The organism is Saccharopolyspora sp. NPDC003752 (assembly GCF_053605825.1).
Genome location: NZ_JBSGJZ010000030.1, coordinates 73,351 through 96,598, shown reverse-complemented (window position 1 = coordinate 96,598; position 23,248 = coordinate 73,351). Strand labels below are relative to the sequence as shown.

Below are 23,248 nucleotides of genomic sequence, written 5' to 3'. Positions count from 1 at the left end.
TGCCTCCTGTGTATTTCTCTTCAGGCATTGCGGCGGTAGAACGGCAGCTCGACGACCTGCACCGCGACGGCCTTGCCGCGGATGTCGACCTGCAGCTGCGTGCCGGGTTCGCTGTGGTCGCGGTCCACGTAGGCCATCCCGATCGGGTGGCCGAGCGTCGGGGAGGGGGCGCCGCTGGTCACGACGCCGATCTCGGCGCCGTCGGCGTCCAGCACGCGGTAGCCGTGCCGGGGCGCCCGGCGCTGCTCGGTGCTCAAGCCGACCAGCGTGCGCTCGGTGGGCTTCTCGGCCGCGGCGGCCAGCGCGTCCTTGCCGACGAAGTCGCCGGCCTTGTCCAGCTTGACCACCCGGCCGAGGTTGGCGTGGAAGGGCGTGAGCTCGGCGGACAGCTCGTTGCCGTACAGCGGCATGCCGGCCTCCAGCCGCAGCGTGTCGCGGCAGGACAACCCGGCGGGCTGCAGGCCGTGCTCGGCGCCGGAGGAGGTCAGCGCCTGCCAGACCGCCTCGGCGTCGCCGGGCTCGGTGAACAGCTCGAAGCCGTCCTCGCCGGTGTAACCGGTGCGCGCCAGCAGCACGTCCTTGCCCGCGACCCGGCTGCGGTAGCCCGCGTAGTACTTGACCTCGGCGAGGTCGGTGTCGGTCAGCGGCGCGAGGATCGCGACCGCGTTCGGGCCCTGCACCGCGATCAGCGCGTAGTCATCGGAGACGTCCTGGTGCTCGGCGTCGAAGCCGCCGATGCGCTCGGCCAGCTCGGCGGAGACCACGGCGGCGTTCGCCGCGTTGGCCACCACCAGGAACTCCTCGTCGCCGAGCCGGTAGACGATCAGGTCGTCGAGCACGCCGCCGGCGGCGTTGCAGATCATCGTGTAGCGGGCGCGGCCGGGCTTGATCGCGGACGCGTTGGCGACCAGCGCGTAGTCCAGCGCCTCGGCGGCCTGCGGCCCGCTGATCCGGATCTCACCCATGTGGGTCAGGTCGAACAGGCCGGCGCCGGTGCGCACCGCGTTGTGCTCGGCGGTGTCGCCCGAGTAGCGCAGCGGCATCCGCCAGCCGGCGAATTCGGTGAACGTCGCCCCGAGGGCTTCGTGCACGTGGTGCAAGGGCGTCTGTCGTGGCGACGACATGGTGAGACTCCTCCTGGTGGGCGCCGGTCGGCAGTCGAGGGCCGGTCAGCTCACTGAGCCCAACCTTATCGGGGATGCCTCGACCTCGACCTGCGCGGGCTTGCGCTGGTCGGGCGGTCTCCCCGGAGTCATTGGCCTGAGAGTTTCGCCGCCCGCGAGGGGGCGGCTTGCACCGTGGGCGAGAAGCGGGCGCTTCTGCTTTTCTCCGTGTTCGCCTGGTGCCGTGCGGTGCCGGTGCCTGAGAGTTTGCTGGGGAGAATTGCTCCTTCGGCGCTCCGGTCCCGGAACGGGCCGGAGTCTCTCCCGCACGACGTCGTGGGCGCGGTATTCGGTTGTGTGAACGCCGACGCTACGAACCGGCGTGACCCACGTCAACCGGGCGGGTGAGTGATCTCAGGCGGGGAGCTCGCCGTACTGCTTCTCCAGGCCGTCGACCAGGGCGGCCAGGGCCAGCTCGAAGCTGTCGGCGTCGATCTCCGCCGCGTGCTCGCGGAGCAGGTGGGCCTTGTTCAGGTGCGGGAAGCGGTCGCCGTAGAGCGCCGCGTCGTCCGGGAAGCCGCCGCTGAAGGAGCCCATCGCCGAGCCCACCACCAGGTACTTCGTCGAGGCGCCGATCATCGTGGCGTAGCGCTGCGGCCAGCCCGCCCTGGTCAGGCCGCCGTGCACCGCGTCTGCCCGGCGCAGCGCGTTCTCCCGGCGGGCCGGGCCGTAGGCCAGGAACGGGACCAGGTTCGGGTGGGCGATCAGGGCGGCCCGGTAGGAGCGCGCCCAGGTGCGCAGGCCGGTCGTCCAGTCCGCGTCGAAGCCGGAGACGTCGACCGCGGCCATCACGTCGTCGGCGATCTCGTGCAGCAGCTCGTCCTTGGTCGACACGTGGTTGTACAGCGACGCCGCGCGGACGCCGAGCCGTTCGGCCAGCCGCCGCATGGACAGCGCTTCGAGGCCGTCGGCGTCGATGATCTCCAGGCCGATCCGCCGGATGCGTTCCGGCGACAGCCGGGGGGTGGTCGGTCTGGGCACGTCTTCTCCTCGTCGGATCCCTTGCGGCGCTCGCCGGGACCGCCTTAGGCTGCCACAAAACTAACGACGTTAGTTAGCTGGCCGCAGGAAAGGATCCGGCGATGGTCGACTTCTCGCTGTCCGACACAGAACGCGACATCCGCGACTGGGTGCGCAACTTCGTCCAGCGCGAACTGGTGCCGCTGGAACAGGAGGTGCTGCGCCGCGAGCGCGCCGGGGAACGCGGCCTGACCAAGGACGAGCAGCGGGAACTGCAGGACAAGGCGAAGCAGGCCGGGTTCTGGGGCGTGCAGACGCCCGAGGAGTACGGCGGCATGGGCCTGTCGGCGGTGATGACGGCGCTCATCGAGGTCGAGCTCGGCCGCACCTTCGTGCCGTTCCGCTTCGGCGGCTACGCCGACAACATCCTGTACTACGCCAACGACGACCAGAAGGAGCGCTACCTGCTCCCGACGATCGAGGGCACCCGCAAGTCGTGCTTCGCGATCACCGAGCCCGGCGCCGGCTCGGACGCCAAGAACCTGCGCACCACCGCCGTCAAGGACGGCGACGAGTGGGTCATCAACGGCGAGAAGACCTTCATCACCGGCGGCATCGACGCCGACTTCGTGATGGTCTTCGCCGTCACCGACCGGGAGAAGGGCGCAGGCGGCGGCGTCACCTGCTTCCTGGCCGACCGCGACGCGGGCTGGAAGTCCGAGCCGATCGACATCATGGGCCCGTGGGAGCGGCAGCCCGCCGCGCTGGTGTTCGACAACGTGCGGGTCCCGGAGCACAACGTGCTCGGCGAGGTCGGCCAGGGCTTCAAGCTCGCCATGCAGTGGATCGGCCGCGGCCGCTACCTGCTGCCCGCGCACGCCCTCGGCGCCTGCGAGCGGCTCGTCGAGATGGGCATGGAATACGCCAAGACCCGCGAGACCTTCGGCAAGCCGATCGCCGAGCGCCAGGCCATCCAGTGGATGATCGCCGACTCCGCGGTGGAGATCGAGGCGCTGCGCTGGCTCGTGCTGCAGGCGGCCTGGCAGGTCGACCAGGGCATGGACTCCCGCCACGCGCAGTCGGTGGCCAAGCTCTTCGGCGCCACCCGCGCCAACGAGATCGTGGACCGCGTCCTGCAGATGCACGGCGGCATGGGCTACACCAAGGAGCTGCCGGTCGAGCGCTGGTACCGCGACCTGCGGCTGCTGCGCATCTTCGAGGGCACCGACGAGATCCAGCGCCGCACCGTGGCGCGGAACCTGCTGAAGGGCCACGCATCGATCAGCGGGGTGCTCGGCTGATTCATGACCGATTTGTCGGTAGCCTGGTGGTAGCCGTAACTGTCGAACCGCCGGGAGCGACGATGTCTCTGTTCAAGAAGGTCGCCGATTTCGCCAGCAGCCCGCAGGGCCGCAAGGTGATCGACCAGGCCAAGAAGTACGCCTCCGACCCGAAGAACAAGGAGAAGATCGACCAGGTCAAGAACAAGTTCTTCGGCAAGGACGGCAAGAGCCACTGACCGAACGGCGAAACGGCCCCCGGCGATCCCGCCGGGGGCCGTTCTCGTGCTCGGAGGGCTGGTGGTATCAGCTGATACCACGCGATACCATGTGGGCATGGCCATGACTCTCCGGCTCAATGACGACGACAACGCGAAGCTCCGCGAAGTGGCCGAGCGAGAAGGACGCTCGATGCAGGAGATCGCGGTGACGGCGCTGCGAGAGTACTTCGCCCGCCACGAGGAGTTCCGGGCTGACCAGGTGCGCCGGTTCCTCGCGGAAGACGCTGAGCTGCTGGAGCTGCTGTCCCGGTGACCCACTACCTGGAGCTGGAAGATCTCCTCTACCTGATCTCGGAAGCTCTGCACCAGGAGCCGAAATCGATCGTGCGCGACTGGGGTGCGCTGGAGTCGGCGCTGCACCGGCCGCGCTCCACGGTGTTCGGGGTGGATGCCTATCCGACGCTCGATGAGAAAGCGTCGGCACTGCTGCACGCCTTGGCGCGCAACCACCCGTTGCTCGATGGCAACAAGAGGCTCGCCTGGCTGGCCGCGAGGCTGTTCTACGCGTACAACGGCCGAGATCTCAAGGCCTCGGATGCGCAGACCGCCGATGCGTTGATCCGCGAGGTCGCAGCGGGGAAGCACGATGCCGATCGCCTCGCCGAGGTGCTCCGCTTCTGGGTCGTCGACCTCTCGTAGATCGAGTCGAAACGTGTTGCGGTGCATGGGGCTTGTGAGATGGTCGTGGAAGGTTCGGACTTGGGAGGGCACGTGATGGCGGACGACGTCCGTGGCGAGGGCAGTGCTGCCGGGGGCGCCGTGCGGGTGACCGTCGGTGCCGACGGGAAGGTCGACGAGCTGCACCTGGAGCCGCGGCTGCTGGGCAGCGGGGTCGAGGCCATCGCGGCCGCCGTTCGGGAGGCGGTCAACGCCGCTCTCGACGACGTCAACGGGAAGCCGGATCGCACGATGCAGGCGTTCGAGACGGAGCTGGACAAGCTCAGCGATGGCTTCGAGCGGGCGATCGAGAAGGTCACCAGGAACCTGGCCGAGGCGCAGAAGCGGCTGGAGCAGTAGTCGCCTGATCTGCCGACTGTGCGAGGGCGGCGCCGCCAGTAGAGTTTCGCGGGGTTGACTCGATTCCGAGCCGCGGAGGGCCAATGGGCAGCGCGTACGTCGTCGGGACCTTCGACACCAAGGGCGCCGAGCTGCACTACGTCGCCGCGCTGGTCGCAGGCGGGCATCCCGTGGTCACCGTGGACCTGTCCACCACCGGCGGGAATTCCGCCGCGGACGTGCCGGCCGCCGAGGTCGCCGCGCACCACCCGGGCGGGCCCGACGCGGTGTTCACCGGCGATCGGGGCTCGGCCGTCGCCGCGATGGCCGTGGCGTTCGAGCGGTTCCTGGTCGCGCGGGACGTCGCCGGGATCATCGGGCTCGGCGGCTCGGGTGGCACCGCGCTGATCACGCCCGCGATGCGCGCGCTGCCGGTCGGCGTGCCCAAGGTCATGGTGTCCACAGTGGCCTCCGGCGATGTTTCGGCCTATGTGGACGCCACCGACATCGCGATGTTCCCGTCGGTCACCGATGTCGCCGGGCTGAACCGGATTTCCCGCCAGGTGCTGGGGAACGCCGCACACGCGTTGCTGGGCGCCGTGACGCGCCCGGTGCCCGCTGTCGAGGACAAGCCCGCCGTCGGGCTGTCCATGTTCGGCGTCACCACGCCGTGCGTGACGGCGGTGGCCGAGCAGCTGGCCGCCGACTACGACCCGCTGGTGTTCCACGCGACCGGAACCGGCGGTCGCGCCATGGAGAAGCTCGTCGACGACGGCCTGATCCGCGCCGTCGCGGACATCACCACCACCGAGGTGTGCGACCTGATCGCCGGCGGCGTGATGAGCGCGGGGGAGCAGCGGCTGGACGCCATCGCCCGCACCGGGGTGCCCTACGTCGGCTCCTGCGGCGCCCTGGACATGGTGAACTTCGGCGCGCTGGACACGGTTCCGGCGCAGTACCGGGACCGCAACCTCTACGTGCACAACCCGCAGGTCACGCTGATGCGCACGTCCGCGGCGGAATGCCGGCGCATCGCCGAGTTCATCGCCGCCAAGCTCAACGCCTGCGACGGCCCGGTGCGCTTCCTCCTCCCGGTCGGTGGAGTGTCCATGTTGGACTCACCAGGACAGCCCTTCCACGACCCCGAGGCGGACGCGGCGTTGTTCGAGACGCTGGAGGGCCAGGTGCGGCAGACCGGGGACCGGCGGGTCGAGCGGGTGCCGCACAACGTCAACGATCCGGAGTTCGCCGCCGCGCTGGTCGCGGCGTTCCGGGAAGTCGCCGGATCTGCCGAGAGAACCAGGTAGGAGAGAGCATGAGCCGATTCGACCGGGCCGAACTGATGAGCCGGTTCCGCGCCAAGGTCGAGCGCGGCGAGCCGATCGTCGGCGGCGGCGCGGGCACCGGCCTGTCCGCCAAGTGCGAGGAGGCCGGCGGGATCGACCTGATCGTCATCTACAACTCCGGCCGCTACCGGATGGCCGGGCGCGGCTCGCTGGCCGGCCTGCTGGCCTACGGCAACGCCAACGACATCGTGGTCGAGATGGCCCGCGAGGTGCTGCCGGTGGTGCGGCACACCCCGGTGCTGGCCGGCGTCAACGGCACCGACCCGTTCATGCTGCGCGACCGGTTCCTCGGCGAGCTGCGCGACCTCGGGTTCGCCGGGATCCAGAACTTCCCGACCGTCGGGCTCATCGACGGCACCTTCCGGGCGAACCTGGAGGAGACCGGCATGGGCTACGGCCTGGAGGTCGAGCTCGTCGCCGCCGCGCGCGAGGCCGACCTGCTGACCACGCCGTACGTGTTCTCCAGCGCCGACGCGCGGGCGATGACCGAGGCGGGCGCGGACATCATCGTGTGCCACCTGGGGCTGACGACCGGCGGCGCGATCGGCGCCGAGACCGCCAAGCCGCTGGACGAGTGCGTGGCCCTGATCGACGAGTGGTCGCAGGCGGCGGCCGAAGTGCGCGACGACGTGCTGGTGCTCTGCCACGGCGGGCCGATCTCGACGCCGGAAGATGCCGCGTACGTGCTGTCCCGCACCAAGCGCTGCCACGGCTTCTACGGCGCGAGCAGCATGGAGCGGCTACCGACCGAGCAAGCACTGACCGAACGGACGAAAGCCTTCACGCAACTGAAGTTCTGAGGAGGAACGGTGGCGAAGTCCTATACCAGCGCGGTGATCGAGGCGTCTGCCGAGCAGGTGTGGCAGGTGGTGCGCGACTTCGACGGCTTGCCGCGGTGGCACGCGGCGATCGAAGGCAGCGAGATCGAGGGCGGCGGCGTCGCCGACGCGGTGGGCTGCGTCCGGCACCTGACGCTCGCCGACGGCGGCGTGGTCCGGGAACGGCTGGTGTCGCTGGACGACGCCGAGCGCAGCTACACCTACGACTTCGTGGAAAGCCCGTTCCCGGTGCGCAGCTACCGCTCCACGATCCGGGTCGCGCCGATCACCGGCACCGGGCACAGCTTCGTCGAGTGGTACTCGTACTGGGACGCCGACGCCGCCGACGAGGAGAAGATGGACAAGACCTTCGCGCACGGCGTCTACCGGACCGGGCTGAACGGGCTCCGGGAATTCCTGGCCCAGTAGTGGGAAGGGTGTGAACCGGGGCGAATTCGGCGGCGGTTAGAGTCGGGCGCGTGCCAAGCAGCGCCACTACTCCCGAAGCAGACACTGCCCAGGCCGATCGCGTCGTCGTGACCGGTGGCACCGGTTTCGTCGGCAGAGCCGTGGTTCGTGCCTTCCTGGAGCGCGGCACGCCGGTCACCACCGTCGGCCTGCAGGACCCGCCCGCCGAGTTGCGCAGCGAGCTGCTGACCCACGTCGACGGCGATCTGCGGGATCCGGCGGTGCGGGAGGCGGCGGTCCCGGCCGGCACGGCGGGGATCGTCCACCTGGCCGCGATCACCTCGGTGCTCCGCTCGGTGGACCAGCCCGCCGAGACCTACGCCAGCAACGTCGCGGTCACCCAGGAACTCCTGGAACTGGCCCGGATCCGCGGCATCGGGCGGTTCCTGCTCGCTTCCACCAACGCGGTGGTCGGCGACATCGGCCGCGGCACCATCTCCGAGGCGCTGCCGCTGCGCCCGCTCACGCCTTACGGCGCCACCAAGGCGGCGTGCGAGATGCTGCTCTCCGGCTACGCCGGGGCGTACGGGCTGGCCACCTGCGCGCTGCGCTTCACCAACATCTACGGGCCCGGCATGGGGCACAAGGACAGCTTCATCCCGCGGCTGATGCGCGCGGCCGCGGCCGGCCGCGGCGTCGAGGTGTACGGCGACGGCTCGCAGTCGCGGGACTTCGTGCACGTCGACGACGTCGTGCAGGGCGTGCTCGCGGCGTGGGACAAGCAGTACACCGGCACCGTGGTGATCGGTTCGGGGCGCTCGATCTCGGTGCTGGAGCTCATCGACGCGGTCCGCGCGGCCACCGGCGAGGACGTGCCGGTCACCCACGTGCCGGCCAAGAACGGCGAGATGCCCGCGGTGATCGTGGACGTGTCCAAGGCGCAGCGGGAGCTCGGCTACCGCCCGAGCGTCGAGCTCACCGAGGGTCTGCGCACGGTCTGGGCGGACTTCCGCGGGGCGCGATGAGCGCGGCGCTCGCGCGCGCCCTCCGCCGGCACTGGTTGCTGGCGCTGTTCCTGCTCGCCGGGCTGGCCCTGCGCATCGTCGTGCAGCTGGCCTACCGGCCCGCGCTGCTCTACATCGACTCGTTCCGCTACCTCGACGACGTCGGGGCGTTCTTCCCGGGCGGCATCAACCCGATCGGTTACGAGCTGTTCCTGTGGCCGCTGCTGGCGATCGGCGGCCTGACCTTCGTGGTCGTGGTGCAGCACCTGCTCGGCCTCGGGCTCGGCATCGGGATTTACGCGCTGCTGCGGCGTTTCGGGGCCCGGACGTGGCTCGCGGCGCTGGCCGCCGCGCCCGTGCTGCTGGACGCCTACCAGCTGCAGATCGAGCAGAACATCATGTCCGATCTGCTGTTCCAGGTGCTGCTGCTGGCCGCGATCTACGTGCTGACCTGGTGGGGCGCGCCCGGACCGAGGCTCGCCGCGCTGGCCGGGATCGTGCTCGCCGCGGCGGTGATGGTGCGCGTCGTGGGCGTGACGCTGGTGGTTCCCGCCGCGGTGTTCGTGCTGCTGGCCACCGGTTGGCGGCCGCGGGAGGGCTGGCCGCGGCGGCTGATCGCCGCCGGCGCGCTCGTCGGCGGGTTCGCGGCCGGTGTGTTCGGCTACTCGCTGTACCACCTGACGTGGACGGGTTCGCTGGGCCTCGGCGGCTCCGGGGGCGGTGCGCTGTACGGCCGCGCCGCGGCGGTCGCCGAGTGCGAGGACCTGGACCTGACGGTCGAGGAGAAGCTCGTCTGCCCGAACGAGCCGCTGGAACGCCGCGCCGCCAACGGGATCGACTTCTACATCCACTTCTGGAACGTCCAGGAGAACGTCGAGAAGTTCCTGCCTGCGGACATGGACGTCGCCGCCGCGCAGGGCTCGCTCACCCGCAAGGTCCTGCTGCACCAGCCGCTGGACGTGCTCGGCGGGATGGCCGGCGACTTCCTCAAGGGATTCGCCCCGACCCGCACCCAGACCCCCGGCGACGTGCCGCTGGACCGCTGGCAGTTCCAGCCGGTCTACCCGATGTTCGCCCCCGACTGGTACGTCGCGGAGTGGGCGGAGCTCTACGGCGACGGCACGTACTCGGTCGACCCGGCGCTGGCCGGATTCCTGCGCGCCTACCAGCTCGGCGGCGGTTACACGCCGGGCATCGTCCTGGGCGGCGCGCTGGTGATCTCGGCGCTCGCGGTGCTCGGCGTCGGCCGGGCCCGCGGCTCCGGGCTGCGGGCGGTGTGCCTGCTGCCCGCCGGATTGGCGACCACCGTGCTGGGCACCGCCGCGGCGATGGAGTTCTCCTGGCGCTACCAGTTGCCCGGCTTGATCCTGATCCCGCTCGCGGGTGCGCTCGGCGTGACCGCCCTGATCGCGCGCCCCGAATCCCCGAAGGAGAGTTGAAGAATGCCCACGACCTTCCCGAGCGAGGTGGACCGGGCGGCGCTGGAGGACTACGCCGCGCGCTACGGCGACCAGCCGTTAGCGCCGGTGGTCGTGCTGATCGCCGCCTACAACGAGGAGGAGTCGCTCGGCGAGGTGCTCGACGGGATCCCGGCCTACAGCTGCGGCCTGGACGTGGACAAGCTGGTGGTGGTCGACGGCGCGACCGATGACACCGCCAAGATCGCGCTGAAGCACGGCGCGCAGACCTGCGTCGTCCCCACCAACCGCGGGCAGGGCGCCGCGCTGCGGCTCGGCTACCACCTGGCGGCCGAGCGCGGGGCGCGCTACATCGTCACCACCGACGCCGACGGCCAGTACGACATCGCGGAGCTGCCCAAGCTGCTGCACCCGCTGATCGACGACCGCGCCGACTTCGTCACGGGATCCCGCAGGCTGGGCAGCAACGAGCGGCCGGCGCTGGTCCGCCGCGTCGGCACCTACGTGTTCGCCTGGCTGGTCACCGCGCTGACCGGGCAGCACATCACGGACACGTCGTTCGGGTTCCGCGGCATGCGGGCCGAGGTGCCCAACTCGGTGACCCTGGAGCAGCCGCAGTACCAGTCGTCCGAGCTGCTGGTCGGCGTGCTCAGCCGCGGCTACCGGGTGCTGGAGCAGCCGATGCGGATGCTGCCGCGCACGGCCGGGGCGAGCAAGAAGGGCGGCAGCTTCCGCTACGGCTACCGCTACGCGCGGGTCGTGCTCGGCACCTGGTGGCGGGAACGCCGGAACACCAGCCGGTCGATCAGGAAGAACTTGACCACGAACATCACCGCGTAGGTCGCGACGAACGCGCCCCAGACGACGGCGACCTGCCCGGCCCGGGTGTCCGGGAACAGCACGTTCGCCAGCGACTCGGCGTGGTGCGTGGCGAGGGCGGCCAGCAGCGCCGTGCCCACCGAGATCGCGCCGTAGCGCAGGATCTCGCCGCGCAGCGCGGCCGGCCCGCCGCCGCCCCAGGTGCGCCGGTTGAGCACGAAGTTCGGGATCGCGCCGGACAGCCACGCCAGCACGGTCGACACCACCGGCGTGGCGCCGAGCGAGTAGGACAGCAGGAAGACCAGTTGGCTGATCCCGGTGGCCACCACCGACGCGGCCGCGAAGCGGCTGAGCAGCCGCCAGTACCGGCTCCTGGTGCTGGTCCGCTGCGCCATGCGGTCTCCGTTCCGGTGCGATTGGGCCAGGTCGCACCATACCGAGTCCGGTCTCAGCGAATTCTCAGTGCCGGGCAAGGAAAAGGGGAGTCGGTCATGGAATGGTCACGAGATGAGACCATGCGCGGTGTTTGTATCCAACGGGTGAACTGGAGGAGTTAAGGCGTGCGAATCCTCGTCCTCGGAGGGGACGGCTACCTCGGTTGGCCGACCGCTCTGCACTTGTCCGACCGCGGTCACGAGGTCGCGGTCGCGGACAACTACGCCCGCCGGGGCTACGACCACGAGCTGGGCGTGGACAGCCTCGTGCCGATCGAGCCCATGCAGGTCCGCCTCGATGCCTGGCGCGAGGTCTCCGGGAAGTCGATCAAGTCCTACTACGGGGACCTGGTCGACGGCGAGTTCACCGAGGCGATGATCGCGGACTTCCGGCCGGACGCCGTCGTGCACTTCGCCGAACAACGGGCCGCGCCGTACTCGATGATCGACCGCAGGCACGCGGTCTACACCCAGCAGAACAACGTGATCGGCAACCTCAACGTGCTGTTCGCGATCCAGCAGGTCGACCCGGACATCCACCTGGTCAAGCTGGGCACGATGGGCGAGTACGGCACGCCGAACATCGACATCGAGGAAGGCTGGCTGGAGGTCACCCACAACGGGCGGACCGACCGGATGCTGTACCCGAAGAAGCCCGGCTCGTTCTACCACCTGAGCAAGGTGCACGACAGCCACAACATCGAGTTCGCGTGCCGGGTCTGGGGCCTGCGCGCCACCGACCTCAACCAGGGTGTCGTCTACGGCCAGGAGACGCCGCAGACCGCGCGCGACGCCCGGCTGGCGACCAGGTTCGACTACGACGCGATCTTCGGCACGGTGCTCAACCGGTTCGTCATCCAGGCCGTGCTCGGCCACCCGCTGACGGTGTACGGCACCGGCGGCCAGACCCGCGGCCTGATCGACATCCGCGACACCGTCGAATGCATCCGGCTGGCCGCGGAGAACCCGGCCGACCGCGGCGAGTTCCGGGTGTTCAACCAGATGACCGAGAGGTACTCGGTGGGGGAGATCGCCAAGATCGTGGCCAATAGCTACGAGGGGCCGGTCGATATCGAGTACCTGGACAACCCGCGGGTCGAGCAGGGCGAGCACTACTACAACGTCCGGCACACCGGCCTGGTCGAGCTGGGGCTGGAGCCGCACCTGCTGTCGAACACGCTCATCGAGTCGCTGTTCCGGGTGGCGGACAAGTACCAGGAGCGGGTCGACATCGCCGCCATGCGGCCGACCGTCAACTGGCGCCACGCCGCGAATCCGCTGCGTGCGGATCGCTGAACGACGGGTGCTGCAACTGCGCCCACGACTGCGCCGCGTGGCGGCTGGAATATACCAACGCGGCCGGGCACACTTGGGCACTAACGCCGCGGTCGCCGCCGTCGATCGCGGCCGGTAACGGGGAGCGGTGCCCCGGGCGCGGAGCGTGACTTCGCACCCGGGGCGCCTACCGTGTGTCGGGGGGCTTCCACACGGTCTACCGAACAGTAACTCTTTCGGTTGATCTCGGCGATACGGCACGTGGGTAAACCTTCACCGTCCGAAGGCGGCTCGGGTCAGTGCCCGACGGGCTCGGCCGCCTGCTCGTCGACCTCGGTCGTCGCCCGCCGCTCCACCCGGATCACGCGGACCGTGTAGGCCAGCGCCGCGACCCAGGCCACGACGATCACCGCGTAGATGATGGCCGGCGAGGGGGCGGGCAGCTCGAAGTTCTTGATCAGCGTCCGGGCGTTGGTCAGCACGATCAGCCCGCCGGCGCCGACCCCGATCAGCCGCATCGGCACGATGCGCACCAGGTAGGCCGCCAGCGGCGCGGCGAGCACGCCGCCCAGCAGCAGCGCGCCGACCGTGGTCCAGGACAGCTCCTGGTGCGACAGCGAGGTCAGGAAGCCCAGGCTCGCCGCGGCGGCGATGAGGAACTCGCTGGTGTCGACGGAACCGATCACCTTGCGCGGCTCGACCTTGCCGGTGCTCAGCAGCGTCGGCGTCGCCACCGGGCCCCAGCCGCCGCCACCGGTGGCGTCCACGAATCCGGCCACCAGGCCGAGCGGGGCCAGCAGCTTCGGGCTGACGCCGGTGAGCTGGCGGCGCTGGATCGGGCGGATCGCGAACCGCAGCAGCACGTAGAGGCCGAGCGCGAGCAGGATCGTGGACATCCACGGCTCGGCGGCCTCGGTGGAGAGGTTGCTCAGCGCGGTGGCACCGAGGAACGCGCCGACGGCGCCCGGCACGCCGAGGGTGAGCACCACCTTCCAGTCCACGTTGCCGAACTTCCAGTGCGACAGGCCGGAGGCGACCGAGGTGCCGAGCTCGGCGAGGTGCACCGATGCCGACGCCAGGGCCGGCGTCAGGCCGGCGGTGAGCAAGATCGTCGTGGACGTCACCCCGTAGGCCATGCCGAGTGAGCCGTCGACCAGCTGCGCGACGAAACCGCCGATGGCGAAGATCAGGAATGCTTGCACGATGTCTCCGTAGGTGCGTGCGTGAGTACCGGGGCGGGCGCGCGACGGGCCGCGATGCGGCGCTGCGCAGCCGGGCGAGATCCGGTTCGGGGTGGGGCGATGAAGGCGGGCGGGTCTACCGCGCGCACCGACACCCTGCGGAGGTGACGCGGAGCAGGTCGACGTGGAGGCGCTGCACGAGCAGCCGCCACTGATCACCGGGCGTCATGCGGGACAGTGAAACAGATCCCGCGATCGAGCGGCACAGCTCTCAAACTGCGGGAAGGTTGCGGCGAGGTTTCGCGCTTCGTGTGCCGAAGGCCACTTTCGGGGTCGATTGATCTTGTCGCTCGGGTGATCGCGGCAGTTCAGGTGTCGGTGCGGCGCGGTGTCCTTTGTGGACTCGACGGGGCGGGTGCCGGGGTGGCGTTGCGGGCGGTGCGCGGCATTCGGGTCTGATCGTTTCATTCTGGACCAGCGGAAACGATCGGCGCCTTGATCGTTTCGAGTGGGGCGCCCGGTGGGTTCGGCCGAATCGGCGATCTCCGGATCGGCCGTTATCGAATGGTCATCTTCATGAACCACTCAGTGTTACTGATCGAGTGGCGTTAGTGCCGATGCTTACCGCCAAACGGGTCAACGGTTGCGTCTCTTGATAACCCTCAGCTACGTTCACGGCCCGTACGTCACGGTTCGGTCACAGGGCATGCCTCATCCCCCGAAGAGGCGGCCACCCCGCAATCCCCCGGCGGGGCAGCGACCGGATCCCCCCGAGACGGAAGGTGAAGATGGGCAAGCACCGCAAGGAGGGCGGCCATCCCCCGAAGGCCGCCCTCCCGGTTCGCAGCAAGGTCGTCGCGGCCGTCGTCGCCGGCGGCGCCTTCGCCGCGGTGGGGCAGCCGATGGCCGCCAGCGCCGACTCCGAGGTCGACCAGCCCGTGAAGCGGCTCGTCGGTTCGAAGAACCTGAGCCTCGCCGTCACCGGGACCGCCGAGAGCCCCGCCGCGGTCCGGCTGCTCGCCGCCGAGTCCCCGATCGACTCGGCCGAGGAGAGCGAGAAGATCGACAAGAGCGAGGCGATCGAGCACGAGCGCGAGGCCGCCCGCGCGGAGGCCGAGCGGGCCGCCGCCGAGGCCAAGCGAGCCGAGGAGGAGCGGCAGCGGAAGGCGCGCAGCTTCGTCAAGCCCGCCGAAGGCACCTTCACCTCCGGCTTCGGCGCCCGCTGGGGCACCAGCCACCGGGGCGTCGACATCGCCAACAGCATCGGCACCCCGATCCGCTCGGTGGCCGCGGGCAAGATCATCGAGGCCGGCCCGGCCAGCGGCTTCGGCCTGTGGATCCGGGTGCAGCACAACGACGGCACGATCACCGTCTACGGGCACATCAACACCATCGACGTCAGCGTCGGCCAGCAGGTCGATGCCGGTGACAAGATCGCCACGATGGGCAACCGCGGCCAGTCCACCGGCCCGCACCTGCACTTCGAGGTCCACGAGGGCGGCACCAAGATCAACCCGCTGCCCTGGCTGAAGGAGCGCGGCATCTCGCTGTAGTGCCCCCAGAGCAGCCGCCCGGGACCCGAAACCCCCGACGGGTCCCGGGCGGCTTCCCCACTTCCGGGCCCGGCTACTGCTCGGCGGCGGTTTCGGCCGGTTGGTCTTCCTCCAGGCGTTGCCGGAGGAAGCCGAGGGTTCGCGCCAGCAGGCGGGAGACGTGCATCTGCGAGATGCCGATCTGCTCGGCGATCTGCGTCTGGGTCATGCCGCGGAAGAAGCGCATCACCAGGATGCGGCGCTCCCGGTCCGGTAGGTCCTGCAGGAGCGGCCGGACCATCTCGCGGTTCTCCACCTCGGCCAGTTCGGCGTCGTCGGAGCCGATGGCGTCGCCGAGCGGGATCTCGTCGGTGTCGGTCAGCAGCTCGTCGAGCGAGGCGCTGCGGTAGGCGTTGCCCGCCTCCAGGCCGCGGTAGACGTCGTCGGTGCCGATCCCGAGGTGCTTCGCCAGCTCGCTCGGCGTCGGCGCGCGGCCCAGCTCCTGCGACAGCCGGGCGATCGCCGCCGACACCGACAGGTGCAGCTCCTGCAGCCGGCGCGGCATCCGCACCGCCCAGCCGGTGTCCCGGAAGTGCCTGCGCACCTCGCCCATGATCGTCGGCACCGCGTAGGACAGGAAGTCCACGCCGCGCTCCGGGTCGAAGCGGTCCACCGCGTTGATCAGCCCCAGGGTGGCGACCTGGGTGAGGTCCTCCTGCGACTCGCCGCGATGGCTGAAGCGGCGGGCGATGTGCTCGGCCACCGGCAGGTGCTCGGTCACCAGCGTTTCGCGAAGCGCGCTGCGGCGCGGGTCCTCCTTGCCCAGCTTCGCGAGCTCGCGAAACAGCGGCGCCAGCCGGTCGTAGCGCTCGTTGCGCGAGTGTGCCGTCGGCTTGGAGTCCGCTCGTTTCACACGTGGGCCGTCCGTCCCTTGGTCAACTCGATCCGCACCAGGTGGCTGCCGTTGGCAGCCGGATCCGACTCGACCGAGGTTGACACAACGTCGGCCAACGCGCTCAGCACGCGCCAGCTGAAGGTGTCCTTGCGGGGCCCGAACGCATCGTCGCTGATGACCTCGGCGGTGACCGACAGCCGGTCGCCGGCGATGCGGAACCGGCAGACGAGCGTCGCGGCCGGGGCCGCCAGCCGGACCAGCGACGAGCACGCTTCGTCCACGGCCAGCCGCAGGTCGGCGATGGTGTCGACGTCGTAGTCGGCGCGCATCGCGAGATCACCGACGACGGCCCGCATGACCGCCAGCTGGGCGGGCTCGGCCGCGATGCGGACCTCGACCAGATTCGCCGCGGCTGTCTCCGGCTCGACGTGCGCGAGCTCGCGTTCCACGCTCATCCCGGGCCACCTCGTCTCGGTCGGTGCGGCGCACACCTCACTCACAGTCACCTGGTACCCGAGGCCCGGACCGAACAAACGGACGGCCCGCCGGTTACACCAGGGTGGTCCAGTAGTCCCAGAACCGCTGCAGGATCAGGACCACGATGACCAGATACCACACCGCGAGCACCACGCTGTGGAACCGGCGCAGCGCCACGCCGATGGATTTGCCGCCGCCGAAGTTGCCCGCCTCCAGGTTGTGCAGCGTCGTGTACCAGAACAGCGGGATGGTCACGACCCACACGACCATGCAGTACGGGCACAGCGCGCCGATCTCGTAGAGGCTCTGCACCACCAGCCAGTGGATGAAGCCGACCGCCAGCGTGGTGCCGAGCTGCATGCCCAGCCAGAACCAGCGCGGCGGCCGGAACCCGGCCAGCACCGCGACCCCGGCGGTGACCACCACCGGGAACGACGCCACCCCGATCAGCGGGTTCGGGAAGCCGAGCACCGCCGCCTGGGCGCTGTCCATCACCGAACCGCACGAGATGATCGGGTTGATGCTGCAGGTCGGCACGTAGCCGGGGTTCGCCAGCTTCTGCAGCTTCTCCAGGATCAGCGCGAACGATCCCACGAAGCCGACGAGGCCGCCCACGACGTACAGCCAGCCCAGGCCGCGCGGCGCGCCGCCAGGGTGCGATCGCTCGGCGGGGGCCGGCTCGACGGCGTGGGCGGCGGTCACTTCGCGAGCTCCTTGTCGACCTCGCCGCGGAAGGCGTCGTTGAGCTGCTGGAAGGTCTGGATGTTGCCCGCGTCGAACTCCTTGCCGTTGATGAAGATCGTCGGCGTGCCCTGCACCCCGGCCTTCTCGCCGTCGGCGACGTCGGCGTCGATCTTGGCGTTGACCTGCGGCGAGTTCATGTCCTGGTGGAACTTGGCCAGGTCGAGGCCGAGCTGCTGGGCGTACTGGTCGAACAGCCCGCGCGCCTTGGCCTCGTCGGTGCTGATGTTCTGGCCGTCGGGCGCGACCGCCCACGCGTCGTAGTTGTCGTAGAGGGCGTGGTACATCTCCTTGTACTTGCCCTGCACCGCCGCGGCCTCGGCGGCCTGGGCGGCCGGCCTCGCCAGCGGGTGCATGCCGAGCGGGAAGTTGCGGGTGATGAAGGTGATCTTGCCCGCGTAGTCCTTCTCGACCTGCTTGGTCAGCCCCGAGTAGTACGAGCGGCAGCCCGGGCACTGGTAGTCGAGGAACTCGACCACGGTGACCTTGTTGTCCGGCGCGGAGGTCAGCACGTGGCTGTCGGGCTTGCGCAGGATCTCCGCCGCCACCGCGGGAGTGCTGGACGCGTTGTCCTCCGAACCGCCGCGGTTGAACAGCAGCACGCCTCCGATCACCACGACGGCTACGACAACCACCACGATGGTGAGGATGACGTTCGTGGACAGCCCGCTCTTCGCGGTCACGGGATTCTTGTTCTTCGACATCGCGCGCTTTTCACCTTCGGCGGTCGGGCCCGCTGGTATCGCGGGTGAGGACGGCGCGTCCAGTTTCGCGCATTAACCCGATTGGGAACTCTCGCGGGGTCCAACTCACAGGCCGTTCACAGCTGGCTCTCAGCTGAACCGGTTTGCGCCGACGAATTCGGCGGGTATTCCGCGAACGATGAACGATCCGCTGCGCCTCCTGGACGATGCCGAACGCGGCCTGCTGAGGTCCTGGCCCGGCGGGACCTGGCACGAGCCGGCCCTGGCGACGCTGACCCACGACCGGTTCTCCGATCCGGACTGGATCTTCGAGCGCAAGCTCGACGGTGCGCGGGTGATCGCCGGCTGCGACGGCGACCGGCCGGTGCTGTGGTCGCGCAACCACAAGCGCGTCGACGCCTCCTACCCGGAGATCATCGACGCGCTCGCCGCGCAGGGCGCCGACCGGTTCGTGCTGGACGGCGAGATGGTCGCCTTCGAGGGCGACCGGACGAGCTTCGCGCGGCTGCAGAAGCGCCTCAACCTCACCGATCCGCGGGCGGCCCGCCGCACCGGCGTCGCGGTCCACTACTACGTGTTCGACCTGATCGCCTTCGGCGACGTCGACCTGACGAGGCTGTCGCTGCGCTCCCGGAAGCGCCTGCTGCGCGAGTGCTTCGACTTCACCGACCCGCTGCGGTTCAGCGCGCACCGCGCGGGCGACGGCGAGGCGTTCTTCCGCGAAGCGTGCCGCCGCGGCTGGGAGGGCCTGATCGCCAAGCGCGCCGACCGGCCCTACCGCGGCGGGCGCAGCCGCGACTGGCTGAAGTTCAAGTGCGTCGCCGACCAGGAATTCGTCATCGGCGGCTACACCGACCCCAGGGGATCCCGGTTCGGCTTCGGAGCGTTGCTGGTCGGTTACTACCAGGAATCCCGGCTGCGCTACGCGGGCAAGGTCGGCACCGGCTACGACGAGCGGACGCTGCGGGACCTGCGCGGCAGGCTGGACGAACTGGCCCGCGAGCGCTCACCGTTCGCCGACCCGGTGACCGAGCCCGGCGCGCACTGGGTGGCGCCGGAACTGGTCGCGCAGGTCGGGTTCACCGAGTGGACCGGCGACGGGAAGCTGCGGCACCCGCGCTTTTCGGGGCTGCGCAACGACAAGCGCCCGCGGGACGTGGTCCGGGAGACCTAGTGGTCCAGGACGATCGTGGCCTGGTTCGCCGCCGGATTTACCTGTGTTTCCGATTGCGGGGGGCTCCACGTAGCGAGCAGAACGGTCGTCACGACCATCATCACCGTTCCGACAACCGACACGAAGGTGCGGCTGTTGCTCTGCATGGCTGGGGCCCCCGGATTCTCGCGTAGGAACAGAAAAGGCGAATGCGGCGAACGCCACGTTTGGCGTCTCACCTGGGGTGTCGCCACGAGGGGGTGCAACGTTAGCGACCTTCGCCATGTTCCAGGTGTGATGCGGAACTCCCTGGTGGGGGTGGGTTTTCGGGCGGCTCCGACCACAAGCCCAGTTGCTGCAGGTGATGGATCAGTAACTGTCCGGTATGGGTGATGTGCTGGTGCATCGCGGCGCGGGCGCCGGCGGGGTCCCGGTGGCGCAGCGAGGTGAGCAGGTTCTGGTGGTCGGCCACCGCGATCTCCCGCCAGCCCGGCACGTCTGCGGTGGTGTTGCGCGGCGTGTAGCGCACTGCGATGCCGAGGAACCAGGCCAGCTTCGGCGACTCGGCGGCCCGGCAGATCACGGCGTGGAAGCGGGCCACCGGCTCGCCCATGTCGAGCAGCGCGAACTGGCTCGCCATCTGGATTTCCTCCAGCAGGGCACCGAGTTCGGCGAGCCGCTCGGCGTCGATCTGGCGCGCGGCGCGGGCTGCGAGCTCGCCCGCGATGGTGGCCTGCAGCCGGTGCGCGTCCTCGAAGTCCTGCCGGCTCAGCGGTGCCACCGTGAACCCGCGGCGCGGTTCGAGGTCGACGAAGCCCTCGCCGCGCAGGGCCAGCAGCGCCTCCCGGACCGGTGTGACGCTGACGCCGAGCTGCTCGGCGAGCCGCTCCAGGTGCAGGTGATCGCCCTGCCGCAGCCGGCCCGTCATGATCCCTTCCCGCAGCCGGCCGGCCAGCTCGTCGGGAAGCCGGGGGGAGCGTGCGCGCATCGCAGCCTCGATCACCGTTCGGCCGCCCCTGATCCGCCGGTTGTGTCGCCTGTCACGTGCAACTTGATACCACCAGTTGTGCGTAGTTGATTCGGGTCATGGACGTACCCCGCTTGCAGGACCTGCTCGACCTGGCCGAGCCGGACGCCGACCGATTCCTCGGCCGCACCCAGCCGATGCCGAAGCTCCGCCTGTTCGGCGGGCTGCTGCTCGCCCAGTCGATCGCCGCGGCGGGGCGCACGGTCGCCGACGACCGGCCGGTGCACTCGATGCACGCGCTGTTCGTCCGGCCCGCGGACCCGACCGACCTCGTCGAGTACACAGTGGACAGAATCCGGGACGGCGGGGCCACCTCGGCGCGGCGGGTGATCGCCCGCCAGGGCGGGGTCGAGGTGTTCACCGCGCTGGTCTCCTTCCAGCGCGGCCGCGACGGCGTGCGGCACCAGGCGGAATTCCCGCGGGCCACCGAGCCCGAGGAGCTCCTGCCGCTGCACGAGCGCTTCGCCGACTCCGACGTGCCGGTCCCGGACTGGTGGCGCAAGCCCCGCGCGATCGAGCTCCGCCACGTCGACGACCCGCCCACCCGTCTCCCGACCGCCACCCCCCATGGAGGCGCTTCGCGCCGCAGTACTGATGCGCCACCCGTCGAGCCGAGCGACGCCTCCCGGCACCTGGTGTGGATGCGCGCCCCGGAGAAGCTGCCGGACGATCCGCTGCTGCACGCCTGCGCGCTGGCCTACGCCTCGGACATGACCTTGCTGGAGCCGGTGTTCCTGCTGCACGGCGTCGACCGGCACGCCAAGGGGCTGCAGCTGGCCAGTCTGGATCACGCGATGTGGTTCCACGAAGACCTCCGCGCCGACGAGTGGCTGCTCTACGACCAGGACTGCCCGGTTGCGGCGGGCGGTCGGGTGCTTGGACGCGGCAACGTCTTCGACCGTTCCGGCCGCCACGTGGCGACGGTCGCCCAGGAGGGATTGCTGCGGATCGAGCGATGAGGCCGGGCAACGGGTGGCCGGTATCGTTCCTGGGTGTGGTAGCAGATCCTGCCGACTCCGCCGCCGAAGTCACCCACGCGCTGGCCCGGGCCCGCCTCGCCGACGTGCCCGCTCTCACCGAGCGGTTGATGGCCGCGATCTTCACCGACAACCCGGAGTGGACCGACTACAGCCCCGTTCCCAAGGAGGACCTCTGGGAGGGCTGCCGGCAGTACCTCGAACGCATCCTGCAGATCCTCAGCGGCGAGGTCGCCGGGCCGGACGGCGACGACGTGGCGGCCGCGATCGGCCGCCGCCGCGCCGAGCAGGGCGTGCCGCTGGAGGTGATGCTGCGGACGTTCCGGCTGGGCGGCCGCATCGCCTGGGAGGCGCTGGTCGACCAGGCGCACCAGGACGGCGCCGACCCCGACTCGGTGCTGGGCGTCGCGACGTCGATCTGGACGGTCATCGACGGCCTGTCCTCGACGCTGTCGACGTCCTACCGCAACACCGAGCTGGAGCGGCTGCGCCGCGACGACCAGCGGCGCCACGCCATGGTCGAGGACCTGCTCGCGGGCCGCGCGCGCGACATCGCCTTCGCGCAGCGCACCGCGAAGGAGCTCGACCTGCCCACCGGCGGGCGGTACCTGGCGATCGTCGCCGACCTGACCAGCGACGGCGGCTTCGCGCTGCGCGGGCACCAGGACGCCTTGAGCGCCTTGCACTTCCGCTCCGTCTGGCAGGTGCGCGCCGATTCGCTGGTGGGCCTGGTGGCGCTGGAGCAGCGGAGCAAGGACCTCGCGCTGGACGCGCTGCGACCGCTGGCGCGCGGCCGGGTCGCGGTGTCGCCGCCGGTGCGCGGTCTCGCGGAGGTGGGGCTCGCCCACCAGCTCGCGCTCACCACGCTGGGCACCTCGTCGTACGGCGCCGCGGAGCTGGTGACCCTGGAGGAGCGGTATCCGGAGGCGCTGCTGGTGCAGTCGCCGGACCTGGCGCAGCGGATGCTGGAGTCCCAGCTGGGCCCGATCCTGGAGTTGCCGGTCAAGGAGCGCGACATGCTGCTGGACACCCTGGCGGCTTGGCTGGAGGAGAACTGCTCGACGGCCAACGCGGCGGTCCGCCTCCACTGCCACCGCAACACGGTCCTCAACCGACTGCACCGCATCACGTCGCTGATCGGCCAGCCCCTCTACGGCCGCTCGGCGTACGTGTCGCTGTCGCTGGCGCTGTCCGCGCTGCGCCTCCGCGACGGCTTGCGGGACTAGGCGGCCGGTAGGGACTTCGGGGGTAGCCAGGGGTCGATCGGGACGCAGCCCCCGGCGTGGCCGTTGCCGTCCAGGAGTCTGCCCATCAGCTTGACCTGCCGGAGCGCCACCGCTCGGTCGACCAGCTGCAGTTGGGGGAGGCGCTCGCCGAGCAGCGCTTCCAGGCGTCCGACGTCGGCCACCGACTTCAGCCACACCGTGAACAGCAGGTTCTGCGGGCCCGTGACGGATGCGCACAGCCGGAGTTCGGGCAGCGCCCGCAGGCCTTGCACCACCTTGTCCAGCTGTCCCGGCGGCACGCTCGCCCACAGGCTCGCCGAGACCGGCCAGTCGGTCAGGTCGCGCGCGATCTCGCAGCGCAGCGACAGGCCGCCGTTGTGCGTCAGCCCGGCCAGCCGCCGGCGCACGCTGGGCGCGTTCAGGCCGGTCTCCTGGCCGAGCTCGACCGCGGTCGCCCGGCCGTTGCGGGACAGCGCGGTGATCAGCCTCCGGTCGCGTTCTTCGAGGTCGGTCGCGGGCGGCAGGTCCGTCGCGGTCGGGCGGGCCAGTCGGCGCTGCTGGGACGGCGTCAGCGCGCGGAGCCGCCAGCTGGATCCCTCGGTGAAGACCTTGGTGCCCAGTGCGGCGCGGGTGCGCACGACGCCCGGCAGCGGCGAGATGCGGTCGGACAGCAGTTCGGAGAGCGCGCCGAGATCCCGGATCATCACGGTGATCAGCAGGTCCCGGCCGCCTGCCATGTGCTCGACGGTGATCACCTGCGGGTAGGTCGCGAGCTGGCGGCCGACCGCCACCTGCTGCCCGGACTGCACGTCGATCTCGATGAAGGCCATGCAGATCGAGCCGGCCAGCCGCATCCCGGGGTAGCAGGTCGTCCAGGCGAGACCCGCCGCGTGCAGCCGTTCCCAGCGCCGCCCGACGGTGGCCGAATCCACGCCGAGCACGCCACCGATCTCGGTCCAGGTGGCGCGCGGCGAGATCTGGAGCGCGTGCAGGATCGAGCGATCCAGCTCGTCGAGTGACGTTTCGTGCATCCAGACCTGCCCTTCGAGCTCTTCCATGCATTCTCGCGCGAGTTTCTATCGATCTTTGCCGCCGGGTCGCACGCTGCTCCGAACGAAAGCACCTCGGAGGTG

Annotated in this window: 26 protein-coding genes and 2 riboswitches; of the genes, 16 read left to right on the top strand and 10 right to left on the bottom strand. The window is 70.3% G+C overall.

Annotation, left to right across the window (positions count from 1 at the left end):
• Nucleotides 1-20 precede the first annotated feature (20 nt).
• Both gcvT and ACWEV3_RS31310 read right to left on the bottom strand, forming a co-directional pair.
• Nucleotides 21-1,124 (bottom strand): glycine cleavage system aminomethyltransferase GcvT, encoded by a 1,104-nt coding sequence (gene gcvT, locus ACWEV3_RS31315; RefSeq protein ID WP_452617319.1) that lies wholly within the window; start codon nt 1,122-1,124, stop codon nt 21-23.
• A gap of 115 nt (nt 1,125-1,239) precedes the next feature.
• Nucleotides 1,240-1,340: riboswitch (glycine riboswitch) on the bottom strand.
• A riboswitch (glycine riboswitch) is annotated at nt 1,341-1,440 on the bottom strand.
• A 77-nt stretch (nt 1,441-1,517) separates the two neighbouring features.
• The gene (locus tag ACWEV3_RS31310) at nt 1,518-2,144 is read right to left on the bottom strand and encodes a TetR/AcrR family transcriptional regulator (RefSeq protein WP_452617318.1); all 627 of its coding nucleotides are present in this window, start codon (nt 2,142-2,144) and stop codon (nt 1,518-1,520) included.
• 101 nt (nt 2,145-2,245) lie between these two features.
• Between ACWEV3_RS31310 and ACWEV3_RS31305 the strand changes: the two genes are divergently transcribed.
• From ACWEV3_RS31305 to ACWEV3_RS31255, 11 genes are all read left to right on the top strand, one after another.
• Nucleotides 2,246-3,424: an acyl-CoA dehydrogenase family protein gene (locus tag ACWEV3_RS31305; protein ID WP_452617317.1), complete on the top strand. Its 1,179-nt coding sequence runs from the start codon at nt 2,246-2,248 to the stop codon at nt 3,422-3,424.
• A 62-nt stretch (nt 3,425-3,486) separates the two neighbouring features.
• Entirely contained in the window at nt 3,487-3,642 is a 156-nt protein-coding gene (locus ACWEV3_RS31300; protein WP_010306908.1) for a hypothetical protein, read from the top strand.
• A 97-nt stretch (nt 3,643-3,739) separates the two neighbouring features.
• Complete coding sequence (locus tag ACWEV3_RS31295) at nt 3,740-3,937, top strand: ribbon-helix-helix domain-containing protein (protein ID WP_358494323.1); 198 nt, start codon at nt 3,740-3,742, stop codon at nt 3,935-3,937.
• Nucleotides 3,934-4,323 carry a type II toxin-antitoxin system death-on-curing family toxin gene (locus tag ACWEV3_RS31290; RefSeq protein WP_358494326.1) on the top strand — a complete coding sequence of 130 codons (390 nt, stop codon included), beginning with the start codon at nt 3,934-3,936 and terminating at the stop codon, nt 4,321-4,323. The genes ACWEV3_RS31295 and ACWEV3_RS31290 overlap by 4 nt, the downstream gene beginning before the upstream one ends.
• 75 nt (nt 4,324-4,398) lie before the next feature.
• A complete protein-coding gene (locus ACWEV3_RS31285; RefSeq protein ID WP_452617316.1) occupies nt 4,399-4,701 on the top strand; it encodes a YbaB/EbfC family nucleoid-associated protein in 303 nt (100 codons plus the stop codon).
• Nucleotides 4,702-4,784: 83 nt separating this feature from the next.
• Nucleotides 4,785-5,987 carry a Tm-1-like ATP-binding domain-containing protein gene (locus ACWEV3_RS31280; protein ID WP_452617315.1) on the top strand — a complete coding sequence of 401 codons (1,203 nt, stop codon included), beginning with the start codon at nt 4,785-4,787 and terminating at the stop codon, nt 5,985-5,987.
• Nucleotides 5,988-5,995: 8 nt separating this feature from the next.
• Nucleotides 5,996-6,826 carry a phosphoenolpyruvate hydrolase family protein gene (locus ACWEV3_RS31275; RefSeq protein ID WP_452617314.1) on the top strand — a complete coding sequence of 277 codons (831 nt, stop codon included), beginning with the start codon at nt 5,996-5,998 and terminating at the stop codon, nt 6,824-6,826.
• A 9-nt stretch (nt 6,827-6,835) separates the two neighbouring features.
• Entirely contained in the window at nt 6,836-7,273 is a 438-nt protein-coding gene (locus ACWEV3_RS31270) for an SRPBCC family protein (RefSeq protein WP_452617313.1), read from the top strand.
• A gap of 50 nt (nt 7,274-7,323) precedes the next feature.
• Complete coding sequence (locus ACWEV3_RS31265; RefSeq protein WP_452617312.1) at nt 7,324-8,277, top strand: NAD-dependent epimerase/dehydratase family protein; 954 nt, start codon at nt 7,324-7,326, stop codon at nt 8,275-8,277.
• On the top strand, nt 8,274-9,695 hold the full coding sequence (locus ACWEV3_RS31260) for a phospholipid carrier-dependent glycosyltransferase (RefSeq protein ID WP_452617311.1): 1,422 nt from the start codon (nt 8,274-8,276) through the stop codon (nt 9,693-9,695). The genes ACWEV3_RS31265 and ACWEV3_RS31260 overlap by 4 nt, the downstream gene beginning before the upstream one ends.
• A 3-nt stretch (nt 9,696-9,698) precedes the next feature.
• Nucleotides 9,699-10,514: a glycosyltransferase family 2 protein gene (locus tag ACWEV3_RS31255; protein WP_452617310.1), complete on the top strand. Its 816-nt coding sequence runs from the start codon at nt 9,699-9,701 to the stop codon at nt 10,512-10,514.
• Here the strand turns inward: ACWEV3_RS31255 and ACWEV3_RS31250 are convergent.
• A complete protein-coding gene (locus ACWEV3_RS31250) occupies nt 10,421-10,888 on the bottom strand; it encodes a GtrA family protein (RefSeq protein WP_452617309.1) in 468 nt (155 codons plus the stop codon). The genes ACWEV3_RS31255 and ACWEV3_RS31250 overlap by 94 nt on opposite strands.
• Before the next feature lie 165 nt (nt 10,889-11,053).
• Between ACWEV3_RS31250 and ACWEV3_RS31245 the strand changes: the two genes are divergently transcribed.
• The gene (locus tag ACWEV3_RS31245) at nt 11,054-12,223 is read left to right on the top strand and encodes an NAD-dependent epimerase/dehydratase family protein (RefSeq protein ID WP_452617308.1); all 1,170 of its coding nucleotides are present in this window, start codon (nt 11,054-11,056) and stop codon (nt 12,221-12,223) included.
• Nucleotides 12,224-12,498: 275 nt separating this feature from the next.
• Here the strand turns inward: ACWEV3_RS31245 and ACWEV3_RS31240 are convergent, their stop codons facing one another.
• Nucleotides 12,499-13,404 (bottom strand): sulfite exporter TauE/SafE family protein, encoded by a 906-nt coding sequence (locus ACWEV3_RS31240; RefSeq protein ID WP_452617307.1) that lies wholly within the window; start codon nt 13,402-13,404, stop codon nt 12,499-12,501.
• A gap of 767 nt (nt 13,405-14,171) precedes the next feature.
• Between ACWEV3_RS31240 and ACWEV3_RS31235 the strand changes: the two genes are divergently transcribed.
• Nucleotides 14,172-14,936 (top strand): M23 family metallopeptidase, encoded by a 765-nt coding sequence (locus ACWEV3_RS31235; RefSeq protein WP_452617306.1) that lies wholly within the window; start codon nt 14,172-14,174, stop codon nt 14,934-14,936.
• 73 nt (nt 14,937-15,009) lie between these two features.
• Here the strand turns inward: ACWEV3_RS31235 and ACWEV3_RS31230 are convergent, their stop codons facing one another.
• The 4 genes from ACWEV3_RS31230 to ACWEV3_RS31215 all read right to left on the bottom strand — a co-directional run bounded on the left by ACWEV3_RS31230 (nt 15,010) and on the right by ACWEV3_RS31215 (nt 17,732).
• Nucleotides 15,010-15,828: a SigB/SigF/SigG family RNA polymerase sigma factor gene (locus ACWEV3_RS31230; protein ID WP_358575585.1), complete on the bottom strand. Its 819-nt coding sequence runs from the start codon at nt 15,826-15,828 to the stop codon at nt 15,010-15,012.
• Nucleotides 15,825-16,265 carry an ATP-binding protein gene (locus tag ACWEV3_RS31225; protein WP_452617305.1) on the bottom strand — a complete coding sequence of 147 codons (441 nt, stop codon included), beginning with the start codon at nt 16,263-16,265 and terminating at the stop codon, nt 15,825-15,827. Before ACWEV3_RS31225 ends, ACWEV3_RS31230 begins: the two co-directional genes overlap by 4 nt.
• Nucleotides 16,266-16,359: 94 nt before the next feature.
• Nucleotides 16,360-16,989, bottom strand: a complete 630-nt coding sequence (locus ACWEV3_RS31220; RefSeq protein ID WP_452617304.1) for a vitamin K epoxide reductase family protein — start codon at nt 16,987-16,989, stop codon at nt 16,360-16,362.
• Nucleotides 16,986-17,732: a DsbA family protein gene (locus ACWEV3_RS31215; protein WP_452617303.1), complete on the bottom strand. Its 747-nt coding sequence runs from the start codon at nt 17,730-17,732 to the stop codon at nt 16,986-16,988. Before ACWEV3_RS31215 ends, ACWEV3_RS31220 begins: the two co-directional genes overlap by 4 nt.
• A gap of 178 nt (nt 17,733-17,910) precedes the next feature.
• On the opposite strand from ACWEV3_RS31215, the gene ligD reads away from it, so the two are divergent.
• On the top strand, nt 17,911-18,906 hold the full coding sequence (gene ligD, locus ACWEV3_RS31210; RefSeq protein ID WP_452617302.1) for a non-homologous end-joining DNA ligase: 996 nt from the start codon (nt 17,911-17,913) through the stop codon (nt 18,904-18,906).
• A 247-nt stretch (nt 18,907-19,153) separates the two neighbouring features.
• Here the strand turns inward: ligD and ACWEV3_RS31205 are convergent, their stop codons facing one another.
• Nucleotides 19,154-19,873, bottom strand: coding sequence for a GntR family transcriptional regulator (locus tag ACWEV3_RS31205; protein ID WP_452617301.1), 720 nt, complete (start codon nt 19,871-19,873; stop codon nt 19,154-19,156).
• A gap of 98 nt (nt 19,874-19,971) precedes the next feature.
• Between ACWEV3_RS31205 and ACWEV3_RS31200 the strand changes: the two genes are divergently transcribed.
• Nucleotides 19,972-20,871 carry an acyl-CoA thioesterase gene (locus ACWEV3_RS31200; RefSeq protein ID WP_452617300.1) on the top strand — a complete coding sequence of 300 codons (900 nt, stop codon included), beginning with the start codon at nt 19,972-19,974 and terminating at the stop codon, nt 20,869-20,871.
• Nucleotides 20,872-20,906: 35 nt separating this feature from the next.
• Nucleotides 20,907-22,115, top strand: a complete 1,209-nt coding sequence (locus ACWEV3_RS31195; RefSeq protein ID WP_452617299.1) for a PucR family transcriptional regulator — start codon at nt 20,907-20,909, stop codon at nt 22,113-22,115.
• Here ACWEV3_RS31195 and ACWEV3_RS31190 read toward each other — a convergent pair.
• Entirely contained in the window at nt 22,112-23,173 is a 1,062-nt protein-coding gene (locus ACWEV3_RS31190; protein ID WP_452617298.1) for an Lrp/AsnC family transcriptional regulator, read from the bottom strand. The two genes, ACWEV3_RS31195 and ACWEV3_RS31190, sit on opposite strands and share 4 nt — an antisense overlap.
• Nucleotides 23,174-23,248: the final 75 nt, after the last annotated feature.